Annotated in this window: 13 protein-coding genes; 7 read left to right on the forward strand and 6 right to left on the reverse strand. The window is 62.8% G+C overall.

Going from position 1 to position 14,561, the window contains the following annotated elements; genetic code table 11:
• The first annotated feature begins 61 nt into the window (after positions 1-61).
• On the forward strand, positions 62-931 hold the full coding sequence (locus M1E04_RS14955; RefSeq protein WP_065986037.1) for an isocitrate lyase/PEP mutase family protein: 870 nt from the start codon (positions 62-64) through the stop codon (positions 929-931).
• A gap of 107 nt (positions 932-1,038) precedes the next feature.
• Here M1E04_RS14955 and M1E04_RS14960 read toward each other — a convergent pair whose 3' ends face one another.
• Complete coding sequence (locus M1E04_RS14960) at positions 1,039-2,067, reverse strand: alpha/beta hydrolase (RefSeq protein WP_456291600.1); 1,029 nt, start codon at positions 2,065-2,067, stop codon at positions 1,039-1,041.
• Between the two features lie 219 nt (positions 2,068-2,286).
• Between M1E04_RS14960 and M1E04_RS14965 the strand changes: the two genes are divergently transcribed.
• Complete coding sequence (locus tag M1E04_RS14965) at positions 2,287-3,225, forward strand: AraC family transcriptional regulator N-terminal domain-containing protein (protein ID WP_456291601.1); 939 nt, start codon at positions 2,287-2,289, stop codon at positions 3,223-3,225.
• A 21-nt stretch (positions 3,226-3,246) separates the two neighbouring features.
• Here the strand turns inward: M1E04_RS14965 and M1E04_RS14970 are convergent, their stop codons facing one another.
• Complete coding sequence (locus M1E04_RS14970) at positions 3,247-3,702, reverse strand: (R)-mandelonitrile lyase (protein WP_456291602.1); 456 nt, start codon at positions 3,700-3,702, stop codon at positions 3,247-3,249.
• Positions 3,703-3,796: 94 nt separating this feature from the next.
• Between M1E04_RS14970 and M1E04_RS14975 the strand changes: the two genes are divergently transcribed.
• On the forward strand, positions 3,797-4,696 hold the full coding sequence (locus tag M1E04_RS14975; protein WP_456291603.1) for a LysR family transcriptional regulator: 900 nt from the start codon (positions 3,797-3,799) through the stop codon (positions 4,694-4,696).
• Positions 4,697-4,720: 24 nt separating this feature from the next.
• Here the strand turns inward: M1E04_RS14975 and M1E04_RS14980 are convergent, their stop codons facing one another.
• A complete protein-coding gene (locus M1E04_RS14980) occupies positions 4,721-7,090 on the reverse strand; it encodes a DNA polymerase II (RefSeq protein WP_456291604.1) in 2,370 nt (789 codons plus the stop codon).
• Between the two features lie 132 nt (positions 7,091-7,222).
• Between M1E04_RS14980 and M1E04_RS14985 the strand changes: the two genes are divergently transcribed.
• The gene (locus M1E04_RS14985; protein WP_456291605.1) at positions 7,223-8,458 is read left to right on the forward strand and encodes a M20/M25/M40 family metallo-hydrolase; all 1,236 of its coding nucleotides are present in this window, start codon (positions 7,223-7,225) and stop codon (positions 8,456-8,458) included.
• 629 nt (positions 8,459-9,087) lie between these two features.
• Here M1E04_RS14985 and M1E04_RS14990 read toward each other — a convergent pair.
• Complete coding sequence (locus M1E04_RS14990; protein WP_369320145.1) at positions 9,088-10,263, reverse strand: aspartate aminotransferase family protein; 1,176 nt, start codon at positions 10,261-10,263, stop codon at positions 9,088-9,090.
• Between the two features lie 99 nt (positions 10,264-10,362).
• Here M1E04_RS14990 and M1E04_RS14995 point away from each other — a divergent pair, with 99 nt between their 5' ends.
• From M1E04_RS14995 to M1E04_RS15005, 3 genes are all read left to right on the forward strand, one after another.
• Positions 10,363-11,265, forward strand: a complete 903-nt coding sequence (locus tag M1E04_RS14995; RefSeq protein WP_456291606.1) for a LysR family transcriptional regulator — start codon at positions 10,363-10,365, stop codon at positions 11,263-11,265.
• 132 nt (positions 11,266-11,397) lie between these two features.
• Positions 11,398-12,414, forward strand: coding sequence for a zinc-dependent alcohol dehydrogenase family protein (locus M1E04_RS15000; protein ID WP_456291607.1), 1,017 nt, complete (start codon positions 11,398-11,400; stop codon positions 12,412-12,414).
• A 157-nt stretch (positions 12,415-12,571) separates the two neighbouring features.
• Complete coding sequence (locus tag M1E04_RS15005) at positions 12,572-13,510, forward strand: hypothetical protein (RefSeq protein ID WP_456291608.1); 939 nt, start codon at positions 12,572-12,574, stop codon at positions 13,508-13,510.
• Here M1E04_RS15005 and M1E04_RS15010 read toward each other — a convergent pair whose 3' ends face one another.
• On the reverse strand, positions 13,511-13,828 hold the full coding sequence (locus M1E04_RS15010; RefSeq protein WP_065986329.1) for a hypothetical protein: 318 nt from the start codon (positions 13,826-13,828) through the stop codon (positions 13,511-13,513).
• Positions 13,829-14,095: 267 nt separating this feature from the next.
• Positions 14,096-14,533 carry a DoxX family protein gene (locus M1E04_RS15015; RefSeq protein ID WP_065986328.1) on the reverse strand — a complete coding sequence of 146 codons (438 nt, stop codon included), beginning with the start codon at positions 14,531-14,533 and terminating at the stop codon, positions 14,096-14,098.
• Between the last annotated feature and the right edge of the window lie 28 nt (positions 14,534-14,561).

Below are 14,561 nucleotides of genomic sequence, written 5' to 3' on the forward strand. Positions count from 1 at the left end.
TCAGCCTGAATTTGGGGTAGCATTGCTGGCATTTCGATGACGGCCTGAATCAGGAAGCCTTATGTCCAGAATTTCCCACTCCGCTTTGCGTCGCAAATTCCGTGAGCAGCTGGCTTCGCAGCACTGCGTCGAGACGGCTTCAGTGTTCGATCCCATGTCGGCGCGCATTGCGGCGGACCTGGGGTTTGAGGTCGGTATTCTGGGCGGATCGGTGGCGTCGCTGCAGGTGTTGGCAGCGCCGGATTTTGCACTGATTACCCTGAGCGAGTTCGTCGAGCAGGCCACCCGGATCGGTCGTGTCGCGCAACTGCCGTTCATTGCCGACGCCGACCACGGCTACGGCAACGCCCTGAACGTCATGCGCACCGTGGAAGAACTGGAGCGCGCCGGTGTGGCGGCGCTGACCATCGAAGACACCTTGCTGCCCGCGCAATTCGGCCGTAAATCCACCGACCTGGTCTCGATCGAAGAAGGCATCGGCAAGGTCAAGGCCGCCCTTGAAGCCCGGGTCGACCCGGAACTGACGATCGTCGCCCGGACCAACGCCGGGGTCTTGCCGGTCCAGGACATCATCGAACGCACCCTGGCCTACGAAAAGGCCGGTGCCGACGGCATCTGCATTGTTGGCATCAAGGACTTCGAGCACCTGGAGCAGATTTCGGAAAAGCTCACCGTCCCGCTGATGCTGGTGACCTACGGCAATCCCGAGCTGAATGACCGGCAGCGCCTGGCTGATCTGGGGGTGCGGGTGGTGGTCGCCGGTCACGCGGCGTACTTTGCCGCGATCAAGGCCACCTACGACAGCCTCCGTGCCCAGCGTCAGGTCACCCACAGCACCTCGAACCACAGCGCCACCGAACTGACCCACACCTACACCTTCCCGGAAAATTACGTGGCCTGGGCCAAGGATTTCATGGATGTGAAGGAGTGAGGCTGTGGCGTGACGCCAATGTGCGTCACGCCACGTAAACCCCTGATCTACCCCTTCGATCCGTCGACACCGCGCCGGATCAAGCGGCTTGAAACAGCCTGGGGGGGTTACTTCAGGTGGGTCTGAAAGAACGCCGTCAGCCTGTCGAAAGGGATCAGATTCACCCGGTCATACAGGTCCACGTGCCCGGCACCCGGAATGATCACCAGCTCTTTGGGCTGACCGGCCAGGCGATACGCCTCCTCGCTGAACTCACGGGAATGGGCATTCTCGCCAGCGATGAACAGCATCGGCCGCGGTGAAATCGTCTCGATGTCTGCGAACGGATAGAAGTTCATGAACTTCACGTTGCTGCTCAGCGTGGGGTGCGTGGTCAATTCAGGCGACTGGCCCTTGGGGGTGAACTCGCCCCGTGGGGTCCGGTAGAAGTCGTAAAACTCACGTTCGATCGGGTTGGACTGCTCGGTGAGTGTGTCCACGGTGCCGCTGGTGTACTGGGTTTTGCCGCCGGCGAATTCGACGTCGCGTTGTGCAGCGGCGGCCGCGATGGCTTCTTTGCGTTGCTCGACACTGACCGAATGATGCAGGCCGTTGCGATTGACGCCGCCCATGTCATACATGCTCACCGTGGCGACGGCCTTCATGCGCGGATCGATCTTCGCGGCGCTGATGGCGAAACTGCCGCTGCCACAGATGCCCAGCACGCCGATGCGGTCGCGGTCGACGAAACCCTGGCTGCCGAGGTAATCAACGGCGGCACTGAAGTCTTCGGCGTAGATCTCAGGGGACACCAGATTACGCGGCCGGCCTTCACTTTCGCCCCAGAAGGACAGATCGATCGCCAGCGTAATGAACCCCTGCTCAGCGAGTTTCTGCGCGTACAGGTTCGAGCTCTGTTCTTTCACGGCGCCCATGGGGTGACCGACAATGATCGCCGGGTACTTGCGGCCGCTGATCATGTCCTTGGGCACGAACAGGTTGCCCACTGTTTTCATCTGGTATTGATTGTTGAACGTCACCTTCTGCCGGGTGACCTGTTCACTGGTGTAGAAATTGTCAGCTCCGCTGGACATATCGGCTCCCATTGTGGCGAATGAGCTGACCAGCAAGGCCAGCCCCATCATCAGCTGTTTCATGAATGTCTCCGGCGCCGGGGCGCGGCGCGAATGAAGTGTGCGATGCACATATTCATGGGGCAGCCCAGGCAGGCAGTAGAGCGATCCGGCGGCTTTCTTGCCCGATCCGATCAATCCGCAGGGGTGAGGCTGGACGGCTGTTTTACCGGGCCCGTACAGTTCCGGCTCGGCACGACAGCAAAACCACGGCAACGCCGCGGCAAAACCAGGGGGGGGAACATGGGCGACACCGCGATTTCAATGCAGGCAACAGGCAGCGACACCCGAGCCCAGTTGCAATCGCTGACGCGCATCATCGGCAGCCTGACGCCGGCCTCCGGTGATTTCCCCACCGTCATCACCGGCCTCGGCCTGTTTCGCCGCGAAGCGCCCTCGCCGCCGGTCACCTGCATCCTGGCCCCGAGCATCGTGCTGGTGGTTCAGGGCGCCAAGGAAATGGTCATCGGCAGCGACGTCCATCCCTACGACACGACGCGCTTTCTGATCACCTCGCTGGACGTACCGGCCAACTCCGCCGTGACCCTCGCCAGCGCGGACGTGCCCTGTCTGGGACTGGTCTTCAAGCTGGACCTGCGCACCTTGACCGAGCTGATCGCCCAAGGGGACATCCCGCCACCGAAGGAGCGCACCGTGCGCAAAAGCGCGGGCATTGCCAGCCTGACCGCAGCGCTGCTCGATCCCCTCGCCCGACTGGTCAATCTGTTGCAGGAGCCCGACGCCATTCCGGTGCTCTGGCCCCTGTTGCAGCGCGAGATTCACTTCCGGCTGCTTCAGAGTGATCAGGCGCCGCTGCTGCGACATATCGCTTCCGTCGATAGCCAGGGCCACCGCATTGCCAGGGCCATCGACTGGCTGAAGCTCAATTACACGACGTCCTTGCGCGTCGAAGAGCTGGCCGCGCGGGTGCAGATGAGCGCGCCGAACTTCCACCTGCACTTTCGCAACCTCACGTCCATGAGCCCGCTGCAGTACCAGAAATGGCTGCGCCTGAACGAGGCGCGACGGCTGATGCTCAACGAACACCAGGACGCCGCCAGCGCCGCGTTCAAGGTCGGTTACGAAAGCCCGTCGCAGTTCAGTCGCGAGTACGGTCGGCTGTTTGGCGCACCGCCGAAAAAGGACATCGCGCGGATGCGCAGCCAGGCTGCGGCGGGGTGAAGACCAACCCTCGCCAGCCCCTTAGTCTTTTTTCACCGGCCCGGCCAGGTAGGTCTGCTCGGTCACCCGCTCCAGCCAGTCAACCGGCTTGCCGTCCAGCGCTTCGTTGACCGCGACGTGTTGCATGGCGGTGGTGTCGGTCGCGCCGTGCCAGTGACGACGGCCGCAATTGCACCAGATCAGATCGCCCGGACGGATTTCGGTTTTCGGCCCGCCTTCGCACTGGGTCCAGCCGACGCCGTCGGTGACCAGCAGGATCTGCCCCAGCGGGTGGGTGTGCCAGTTAGTGCGCGCGCCGGGCTGGAAATTGACGATAGCCAGGCCGACCCGCGCCGGTGCCGGGGCGTTGAAAATCCGGTCGATTCTTACGTCGCCGGTGAACCAGTCTGCCGGCCCCTTGATGGCCTTGGCCGAGCCGGCGCGGTGGATCTGCATGTCTTCATTAGCGGTATCAGTGGCGCTCACGGTGGCATTCATAACGATCTCCAGAAAATGTGCAGGCAGCGTAACAAGGGCTTATTCCCGACAGTATCCGTAGAATGCTTTGATCAAAATGAAGGAATGCTTCGCAATGGCGGATTACAAACTCGATGACCTGGCGGTGTTCCTTGCGGTCGGCCGCGAAGGGAATTTCACCCGTGCCGCCGCCGCGCTGAGCATCTCACCCTCCGCCGTCGGCCAGACCATACGCCTGCTTGAGGAGCGTCTCGGCGTTCGCCTGCTCACCCGCACCACACGGAGTGTGACCCGCACCGAGGCCGGCGAGCAGTTGTTCAAGGGCCTGGCGCCACTGCTTGACGGCATCGAGGAACAGGTCAACGCCGCCATCGAGCATAGCGCCCGGCCTTCCGGCACTGTGCGCATCACGGCGGACGAGTTCGCCGCGCGTTACGTGCTCTGGCCGCGACTCAGACCGTTGCTCGATCAATACCCTGACATGACCATCGAGCTGGTCACCGACTACGGCCTGACCGACATCGTCGCCCAGCGCATCGACGCCGGCGTGCGCCTGGGTGACACCCTCGCAGCGGACATGATCGCCGCGCCGATTGCCCCGCCGTTGCGGCTGATGACCGTGGCGTCCCCCGATTACCTGGCGCGGCATTCCACGCCCCGGGTGCCGGAAGACCTGCCCGGCCATCGCTGCATCAACCTGCGATTGCCGACCCATGGCGCGCTGTATCAATGGGAGTACGCCAAAAACGGCCGCGAGACCCGCGTGCGCGTCGACGGCCCGCTGATCATGAACAGTGTGTTTCAGATTCTGCAGGGGTGCCTGGATGGCGTCGGTCTGGCGCAGCTCCCCGAGGGGCTGGTGGCCGGGCATATCGAGCAGGGCGAACTGGTGGAAGTGCTGGCCGATTGGTGCGAGCCGTTCGAGGGCTATCACCTGTACTACCCAAGCCGGCGCCAGCACACGGCAGCGTTTCGCGTGGTGCTGGAGGCGCTGCGGATCAATCCGCTGGTTTGAGAAGACGGGTCAGAAAAAAAGGGTTCAGAAGTCGAAGCTGAACTGATCCTGGGAGCTCAGATCGATGGTCCGTGAGATCACGAACGGCAGGATCGCGTCGGCGATCGGCTGCAGCTGTTTGCTGATGTAGTGGTCGTAATCGATGGCCGCCGTCCGCACTTCCAGCGGCTCCGGGCCGGCGACCGTGATCACGTAGCTGATCCAGCCGCCGTTCTGGTACTGCAACGGCCGACCCTGCTGGCGGTTGTACTCATCGGCCAGCCGCGCGGCGCGCACATGGGGCGGCACGTTGCGTTCGTAATCGTCGAGGGCCCGGCGCAGGCGCTTGCGGTAGATCAACTGGCCGTCGAGCTCCCCGGCCAGGGTTCGGCCCACGTACTCCCGAATGTATTCCTGAAATGGCTGACGCTGGAAAATCCGCAGATACAGTTCCTGCTGAAAGGTCCGGGCCAGCGGCGACCAGTCGGTGCGCACCACCTCCAGGCCCTTGTAGACCATTTCGTCTTCGCCATTGGCGCGGGTCACCAAACCCGCATAACGCTTCTTGCTGCCCTCCTCCGCACCGCGAATCGTCGGCATGAGGAAGCGCTTGAAGTGGGTTTCGAATTGCAGCTCGAGCGCACTCTCCAGCCCGTATGCCTCTTTCACATGAGCACGCCACCAGACGTTGACCTGCTGGACCAGCGCGGTGCCGATCTGCGCGGCATCGTCCTGCGCGTGGGCTTTTTTCAGCCAGACAAACGTCGAGTCGGTGTCGCCGTAAATCACTTCATAACCCTGGGCTTCGATCAGCAGCCGGGTCTGGTGCATGATCTCGTGCCCGCGCAGGGTGATCGAAGAGGCCAGCCGCGTGTCGAAAAAACGGCAGCCGCTGGAACCCAGCACGCCATAGAAGGCGTTCATGATGATTTTCAGCGCCTGGGACAGCGGCGCATTACGCTCGCGTTTAGCGACTTCGCGCCCTTCGGCCACTCGCGAGACGATGGCTGGCAGACAGTGCCGCGTCCGGGAAAAACGCGCGCCACGAAAGCCTTCCACCGACGCACTGTCATCGGGATGCTTGAGGCCCTCGATCAAGCCAACGGGGTCAATCAGAAAGGTGCGGATGATCGACGGATACAGGCTTTTGTAATCAAGGACCAACACCGATTCGTACAGCCCGGGGCGGGAATCCATGACAAAACCGCCGGGGCTGGCTTCCGGCATGCGCTCGCCGAGGTTCGGCGCGACGAAGCCCTGGCGGTGCATCAGCGGGATGTACAAATGCTCGAACGCGGCCACCGAACCGCCACTTCGGTCCACCGGCAGGCCGGTCACCGTGGCGCGTTCGAGGAGGAACGTCAGCAGCTCGGTCTTGGCGAAAATCTGCGTGACCAGCTCGCAGTCCTTGAGGTTGTAACGCGCCAGCGCCGGCTTGTCCTCGGCGAACATGCGGTTGATCTCGTCCATGCGCTGATACGGATTGTCGATGGCCTTGCCTTCGCCGAGCAGCGTTTGCGACACGTTTTCCAGACTGAACGAGGGAAAGCTCCAGGTCGCCGAACGCAGCGCCTCGATGCCATCGATGATCAAACGCCCGGCCGCCGCCGCGAAAAAGTGATTGTTGCGCGCGCCGTGTTCGCGCCAGGTCATCACCTCCCCGCCGCGACCCAGGCGCAGCGGCACGTTCAGGCGCCGCGAGTGCTCGTGCAGCACGCGCAGATCGAACTGCACCACGTTCCAGCCGATGATCCCGTCCGGGTCATGGCGGGCCATCCATTCGTTGAGTTTCTCCAGCAGCGCGACGCGGGTGTCGCAGTACTCCAGCTTGAAATTCACCTGGGCGTCACCGCCGTTGGCCGGGCCGAGCATGTACACCTGACGCTCGCCGCAGCCATGCAGGCCGATGCAATACAGCTCGCCGCGCTCGGTGGTCTCGATGTCCAGGGACACCAGTTTCAGGGTCGGTCGGTAACCGGGATCAGGCCTGAGTTGCGCGTCCAGCAGCAGGCCATTGACGTCGGCCCGACCGCTGAATTGCACCGGCGCGGTGATGAAACGCTCCATCAGGTAACGCTCGGGCGGGCGGATATCGGCTTCGTAGACGTCGACGCTGGCTTTGCGCAGGTCACCTTCCAGGTTCATCAACTGGCGATGCTGCCGGGTGTACAGCCCGAGCACCGGGCGGTGGCGGAAATCACACAGCGCCAGCGGCTTGAGCTCGACATGCCGCTCGTTGCGCAACACAGTCTCGGCGCGCTCGCGGTGCTGCTCCGGAATGAACGCGACGGAGGTCTGGTACGGCAGGCGCACCTGGCGCGGGCCCTCATCGGTGGCCAGCCAGAATTCCACCTCGGTGCCGGCGTCCGTGTCGCGCCAATGCCGGGTCAGGACGAAGCCCTGCTGTAAATCCACCGCTGTAACCTCGTCACTGTTTATTTCAGAGGAGGATTCTACGGTGAATGATGCAGGAAAGCGCGGCGCCTGCCGGAACGATGTGGTTCCATGGACATCACAACAACTCGACCATCATCTGAGGGATCCAGCATGCACGTTCGACGTACCGCCCTGAGCGCTTCCATCCTCGCCGCCCTTTTTGCCTGCAGCGCCTACGCCGCCGATGTCTCCCCCGAGCAGTTATTGAAGAAGGCCGAAGCCGAGCAAAAACCCTATCTGGCCACGGTCAAGCAACTGGTCAACATCGACACCGGGACGGGTCAGGCGGCGGGCCTGAAAATGGTCAGCGCGGTGCTGGTCGAAAGGCTTAAGGCCTTGGGTGCATCAGTCGAGACCACACCGGCGACACCCTCGGCAGGCGATAACATCGTCGGCACCCTCAAGGGCACGGGCAGCAAATCCTTTCTGCTGATGATCCATTACGACACCGTGTTCGGCCCGGGCACTGCGGCCAAGCGACCTTTCCGCGTCGATGGAGAGCATGCGTACGGCCCCGGCGTCGCCGACGCCAAAGGTGGCGTGGCCATGGTGCTGCATACCTTGAAGCTGCTCGAGGACGAGAAATTCAAGGACTTCGGCACGATCACCGTGCTGTTCAACCCTGACGAAGAAACGGGCTCGGCCGGCTCGAAAACCCTCATCGCCGAACTCGCCCGCAAGCACGACTACGTGTTCTCGTTCGAGCCACCGGACAAGGACGCCGTGACGGTCGCGACCAACGGCATCAACGGCGTGTTCGTCGACGTCAAAGGCAAGTCTTCCCACGCCGGTTCGGCCCCGGAAGCCGGCCGCAACGCCGCCATGGAACTGGCCCACCAACTGGTGCAGCTCAAGGACCTGGGCGACCCCGCCAAGGGCACCACGGTCAACTGGACGCTGATCAAAGGCGGCGAGAAGCGCAACATCATCCCCTCCAGCGCCGCGGCCGAAGGCGACATGCGCTACTCCGACCTGAGCGAATCCGACCGCGTACTCGCCGACGGACAACGCATCGTCCAAGGCAAAATGATCGACGGCACCGACGTCACCTTCCGCCTCGACAAAGGCCGCCCGCCGCTGGCGAAAAACCCCGCCACTGACGACCTCGCCAAAACCGCGCAAGCGATCTACGCCAAAACCGGCCGCACCCTCGAACCCATCGCCATGCGCTTCGGCACCGACGCCGGTTACGCCTACGTCCCCGACAGCCAAAAACCCGCCGTCCTCGAAACCATGGGCGTCGTCGGCGCCGGCCTCCACGCCGACGACGAATACATCGACCTCAGCAGCATTGCCCCCAGGCTCTACCTCACCGCAGCGATGATCATGGAATTGGCCGGGAAATAGAGCGGGGCTGACGCTCCTCAGGGCTTACTGAAAGGCCAGTTCCGGTGGGACGCGGAGCGTCAGAGGCGGCATTACCACGCGGAGCGTGGGAACGATCAGGCATAGAACCGCAAGATTGATGGTGCCCAAACCGGCCCCTTCCCGGCTAAAGCCGGTCCCACTAACAGCAGCGCCTGTGGGATTGGCTCGGACTGTAGGACCGGCTTCAGCCGGGAAGCTTTTGATCTTGATCTGCTTTTGATCTTGATCTGCTTTTGATCTTCATACGCAAAAATCCCAGTCACCGCCAATCGCGACTTGGGTGCAGGCCGAACGCAGACGACGCGCAGTGGGTCGAGCCGCATGGATGCGGCGAGAGCGCCGTCAGGGCATGGATGCCCGTTCGGCGCGGGCCCACGGAGCGAGACCGGAGTGAGGGAACCCTGAGGAACGAAGGGCCCAACCAGGAGCAAGCACCCTTGGTTACTTGGGGTGCTTTTCCAAGTAACTCGCCGAAGGCGAAACAGTCTGCCCCCAGGCTGACGCCCTTGGTCTTCATGAGCCCCGCCGCAGGTCTAAAACCGGGGACAGATTAATTTACGATGAAGCGCTGTAAATAAATCAGTCCCCTTTCAGAGTCCGTAAATAAATCAGTCCCTTTTCAGGGCGCCCACGACGCCTGCCACTATCCGGTCCACCTCATCCCCATCGACCACCAACGGCGGCAACAACCGAATCGTCTGCCCCCGGGTCACATTGATCAACACCCCATACTCCCGCGCCGCCACCAGACACACATCCCGAATCGGCCGCGTCAACTCAACCCCGATCATCAACCCCATCCCCCGCACCTGCGCCACATCAGGGTGCCCCGCCAGCGCAACGCGCAAGCCCGCCAACAACCGCTCACCCTGCACCGCCGCATTACGCAAAAGCCCCTCCCCCTCAACAATATCCAACACCGTACAACCCACCCGGCACGCCAACGGATTACCGCCAAACGTACTGCCATGACTGCCCGGCGTGAACAACCGCGCCACCGCCGCCGTCGCCAGACACGCACCAATGGGAATTCCATTGCCCAACGCCTTCGCCAGCGTCATCACATCCGGCACGATCCCCTCATGCTCAAAGGCAAACCAGCGACCCGTACGACCCATGCCAGTCTGAATCTCATCCAGCATCATCAGCCAGCCATTCTGCGTGCAATGATCGCGCAGAGCCTTCAGATACCCCGGCGGCGGTAACGCCACGCCACCCTCCCCCTGAATCGGCTCGACCAGCACGGCGACAATGCGCTCGCCATACGCCGCCGTCGCCTGTTTAACCGCGACGATGTCACCGAAACCCACCTTCACGAACGCCCCCGACATCGGCTGATAACCCAGCCGCGCGGCGCCGTTGTCACTGGCCGACAACGTGCCGAGGGTGCGGCCGTGAAAGGCGTTGTCCATCACCAGCACCAGCGGGTGCTCGATACCTTTGGCCCAGCCATACAAACGCGCCAGCTTGAGCGCGGTCTCGTTGGCCTCGGCGCCGGAATTGTTGAAAAACACCTGCTCCAGCCCCGACAGCCGGGTCAGACGCTGCGCCAGCTTCTGCTGCCAGTCGATGCGGTAATGGTTGGACGTGTGCAAGAGCAGCCCGGCCTGCTCGCTGATCGCCGCGACAATCTGCGGATGGCTGTGACCGACGTTGGTCACGGCGACACCCGCGACCGCGTCCAGGTACTGACGGCCGCTGTCATCCCACAGCCGCGCGCCTTCGCCACGAATGAAGCTCAAGGGCATCGGTTTGTAGGTGTTCATCAGGCAGGCGGCGGTCATGTCGGTGGCTCCATCACGGGTAAGTGAGGCCAGTATCGTTAGCCCGTTCTGATGTATAAAGATCGCCATCCTTCAGTGACTTTAAAGCAGGGCTTGATAATGGACGTGTTTCTGGCGATGACGGTGTTCGTCAAAGTGGTGGAAGGCGGCAGCATGACCGCGGCCGCGCGCCAGTGCGAAATGTCGACGACCATGGTCGGCAACCACCTCAAAGCCCTGGAGCAACGCTTGGGTGTGAGCCTCTTGCAGCGCACCACGCGCCGGCAAAACCTCACTGAATTTGGCCTGGAATACTACCGGCGTTGCGTCGAAGTGCTGGGGCTGGTCAACGACTCCGAGCGCATGGCCGAACAGGCGCAGACAGAGCCCAGCGGCACCTTGCGCGTCACCGCCCCGCCGGCCTTCGGCGCCGAACGCCTGGCGCCGATGCTCAGCGATTTTGTTCAACGCTACCCCGAGATCAAGGTCGAGGTGGTGCTCAGCAATCAGACCATGGACCTGATCGAGCACGGCTTCGACGCCGCCATCCGTCTCGGCACCCCGGAATCATCGGCGTTGATCGCCCGGCCACTGCAGGACTACACCCTGACCATCTGCGCGGCCCCCGCCTACTTAAAACGTCGGGGTACCCCGAAAACCGCCGACGACCTGCGCGACCACGACTGTCTCGCGTTCGCCTACCCCGCCGGTGACGACTGGCGTGCCGCCGAAAAACTGTGGCGCCTGACCGGCCCCGACGGCGTGATGGAAGTGCCGGTGTCGGGCTCGATGATCGTCAACAGCACGCCGGCGCTGCGCCAGGCCGTGCTCGCCGGGATGGGCGTGTCGATGCTGCCTGACGTGCTCATCAGCGAGGACCTGGCCAGCGGAAAGCTCGTGCCGTTGCTGCAGGATTACCAGCCGCCCAGCCGCGCCCTGTGGCTGATGTACCCCCAGGACCGCTACCGCCTGCCCAAGGTGCGGCAGTTCGTCGAGCACGCGTTGCGCGCCTGGGGCAAATAAGCGCTCACGCCAGCGACGTCCCCAACGCGAATTGATAGCAGGCATGTCGGCTATCGACCGACAGAAATAGTGCCCCGTTGCCCCCATCGATACAGTCGTCGCAACACTCAACGACAGGCATCGAGGTCGACAATGTCACGGGCCATCAAATTTCATCGCTTCGGCAAAGCCGATGTGCTCTGTTGCGAGGAGCAGCCTGACCGGTCCCCCGGCCCACAGGAAGTGTTGGTGCGTGCAGAAGCCATCGGCATCAGCTGGGACGACGTGTTGTGGCGGCAGAACCTGTCACTGGCACCGGTGCAACTGCCAGCGGGGCTGGGCAGCGAAATGGCCGGCGTCGTCGAAGCCGTCGGCGCTGGCGTGAACGATCTCAAGGTGGGCGACAAAGTGGCGAGCTTCAAAGCCATGAGCGCCAACCAGTACCCGGTGTGTGGCGACCACGTGATGGTGCCGCACAACGCGCTGACCCGATACCCGGACGCACTGACACCGGTGGAAGCCAGCGTTCACTACACGCCGATGCTGCTGGCCTGGTTTGCCTTCGTCGAGCTGACCAACGTGCAACCCGGCCAGACCGTTCTGGTCACCGACGCGACCTACAGCCCCGGAATTGCCTTCGTGCAGCTGGGCAAAGCGTTGGGGCTACGGGTCATTGCCGCGACGCCCCACGCGGAGGACCGTGAATACCTGCTGGCGAACGGCGCCCATCGGGTGATCGTCACCGACGAGGACGACATCTGCCTGCGCATCGAGTCGATGACCCACGGCCACGGCATCGAAGCAGTGTTCGACGGACTGGGCGGCATGCAGATGTCGATGCTCGGCGACGTGTTGGCGCCCCGCGGCAACCTGGTGCTGTACGGCCTGCGCGGCGGCAACAAGACACCCTTCCCGGCGCAGCAGGCGTTTCGCAAGAACATGCGCTTCCACGTGCACTGCCTGGAAAATTTCACCGGCAAGCCGGAGCTGGGCATCGAGCAGAACGGCCCTGCACTGCAACGGGCACTGGACGCCATCAACGAACTGACCGCCAAAGGCCTGCTCAAGCCGGACATTCACCGAACCTGGCCGTTCGAGCAGTTCGGCAAGGCCCACAACCACCTCGACGAGCACCCGGTGCGCGGCCGCGTGGTCCTGAAAGTCAGATAAGCACACGCCGCCGTTCACATCGGGTAACAGACCTGAAGAACTGCCTTGGTTGACGTCGGTGACGCGACGGCCACACTCCAGAAAAGGACTTTCCGAGCGAATGACCGCTCACCCCGCTCCGCCCGCGGAGCTCCATCACACGTCAAGGAATGACTGTATGCCCCTCAACTCATCCGCTGCATCCCGCCCGCCCCATGTCGACTGGATGGCGCAAACGGCTGAACTCGGCCGCTTGCGCATCGACCAACTCATCCTGCCCGGCGCCCACAATTCCGGCAGTGACAAGCTGTCCCCCAACTTCGCCGTACCCCAGGAGATGGCCCAGGACGTCGCGCCCCTGGAACAACTGCGCCAGGGGGTGCGCGCGCTGGATTTGCGCGTGGCGTTTTATTCAAAGTACGAAAAGGGTGACCCGCGGCGTTTTCAGCTGTTTCACCTGACCTCGTCGGGTCGCACGGTCGCCGGGGATATTCTGGCGTGCGTCCAGGGCTTTTTTGAAGAACTGGAGCAGAACGGCTCCCCGGCGCGTGAAATCGTTGTGCTGGATTTCCATCAGTTCAAGGATTTCACCGAACTGACCCATCGGGAATTTCAGGGCCTGCTCACCTCAACCCTGGGCGCAAGGACAGTGCCGCGCACCCTGCGCCAGCTCACCCTGGAAGACATCTGGAACGATCACCCGGGCAAGAACGTAGTGCTGGCCTACAACCGGAGTTCGGGTGACGAGCTGCTGTGGCCCGGGGTCAAGCAACGCTGGCCCGGGGCGAACCTGTTCAACACCAACACCCTGAAGGCGTTCATCAACGAAGTCGCGGTGGAGTACAAACCCGAGTTCAGCCTGACCGCCATCCAGTGCGCCAAGTATTCGCTGCCGCTGCACGCACCCAGTGACCTGAGCCGGAAGATCGATCAGTGGTTCGAATCGACGGACGAGAACAGCTTCATTCAGAATTTCTACATCATCAACACCGACTGGACCCTGCGCAGCGCCCTGATCGCTCAGTGCCGTCACGCCAATGGTGTGCGTGCCCGCTTCACTGTGCGCCATCCCGATCTACCGCTGCAGCCCAAGCGGCGAGCCGTCAGCGTCGGGTGATCAGCAGCGGGTGATCAGACCCTGGCGGGCGACGCGGATCAGCTGGTGAATCACCGCCTCCGCGCGCTCGGCCGTGGGCGCCTGGATGACCGCCAGATCAAACTGATCGTTGCTGAAGCGCTCGAGGGCGTCGTGGGTTTCGATGAATTGAATGAGGAAAGCGTGGGGGCCGCCCTGGCGACGCGGCCAGCCGTCGAGGTAACGCAGCAGCGTCGGCTGATGGGCACCGCCCAGAAGGATTTGAGGATTGCGACGATTGAACTGGCTGGCGATGGGCGCCAGACGAACGAGGGGACGCGGGTGGGAGTGACTGCTCATAGTGTCGTTTTCTCTGCCTCATTGGTCCGCTGGGCAGCGGTGAGAGGCAACACCGAACCAGCGCTTTAGCGGAATTTCGATGACGAATGACCGTCACCCGGCGCCCCGCAAGTAGCTGTTTAAATCGGCGCATGAACGGCATCCTAGAGAAGCGGCGTGGGCATTGTCAATCAGCGGCTCCTGTCGTTTGTTGGCTGAACCGAGCGCAAAAAAAATCCCGGCGTCGCCAGAGGCCGGGATTGGGTTGCCAGGAAGCTGGCCGGGGAATCAGCGACGTGCGATCAATCGATCCAGGGACAGGCGGCCGGCGCCTTCGAAGAGCACCGCCACAGCGCCGGCGATCAACGCCAGGCCAAACTCGTAACCGTTGTTAGCCATGAACAAGCCGTTGTGGATGTGCACCGTGAGGATCGCCACCACCAGCATCACGATCACCACCAACGCCGCAGGCCGTGCCAGCAGGCCGAGGAACAGCGCCAGACCCCCGAAGAATTCTGCGCTGCCGGACATCAACGCCATCAGGTAGCCAGGGTTCAGGCCCAGGCTCGCCATGTACTGGCCGGTGCCTTCAAGGCCATAGCCGCCGAACAGGCCGAACAGCTTCTGGCTGCCGTGGGCCATGAGGATGATGCCGATAAGGATCCGCAGACCGGTGATGCCGAAACCGGCGTGGGTGTTGAAGATCGATTTGAGTTGAGCATTCATGGCGGGCATTCCGAGTGATGTGAGAATG

This window comes from Pseudomonas sp. AK106 (assembly GCF_053903055.1).

Coding starts and splice junctions, on each gene's coding strand:
- M1E04_RS15010 (WP_065986329.1), bottom strand. CDS start 13,828: ATGAGCAGTCACTCCCACCCGCGTCCCCTCGTTCGTCTGGCGCCCATC.
- M1E04_RS14970 (WP_456291602.1), bottom strand. CDS start 3,702: ATGAATGCCACCGTGAGCGCCACTGATACCGCTAATGAAGACATGCAG.
- M1E04_RS14960 (WP_456291600.1), bottom strand. CDS start 2,067: ATGAAACAGCTGATGATGGGGCTGGCCTTGCTGGTCAGCTCATTCGCC.
- M1E04_RS15000 (WP_456291607.1), top strand. CDS start 11,398: ATGTCACGGGCCATCAAATTTCATCGCTTCGGCAAAGCCGATGTGCTC.
- M1E04_RS14975 (WP_456291603.1), top strand. CDS start 3,797: ATGGCGGATTACAAACTCGATGACCTGGCGGTGTTCCTTGCGGTCGGC.
- M1E04_RS14995 (WP_456291606.1), top strand. CDS start 10,363: ATGGACGTGTTTCTGGCGATGACGGTGTTCGTCAAAGTGGTGGAAGGC.
- M1E04_RS14965 (WP_456291601.1), top strand. CDS start 2,287: ATGGGCGACACCGCGATTTCAATGCAGGCAACAGGCAGCGACACCCGA.
- M1E04_RS14990 (WP_369320145.1), bottom strand. CDS start 10,263: ATGACCGCCGCCTGCCTGATGAACACCTACAAACCGATGCCCTTGAGC.
- M1E04_RS14985 (WP_456291605.1), top strand. CDS start 7,223: ATGCACGTTCGACGTACCGCCCTGAGCGCTTCCATCCTCGCCGCCCTT.
- M1E04_RS15005 (WP_456291608.1), top strand. CDS start 12,572: ATGCCCCTCAACTCATCCGCTGCATCCCGCCCGCCCCATGTCGACTGG.
- M1E04_RS14955 (WP_065986037.1), top strand. CDS start 62: ATGTCCAGAATTTCCCACTCCGCTTTGCGTCGCAAATTCCGTGAGCAG.
- M1E04_RS15015 (WP_065986328.1), bottom strand. CDS start 14,533: ATGAATGCTCAACTCAAATCGATCTTCAACACCCACGCCGGTTTCGGC.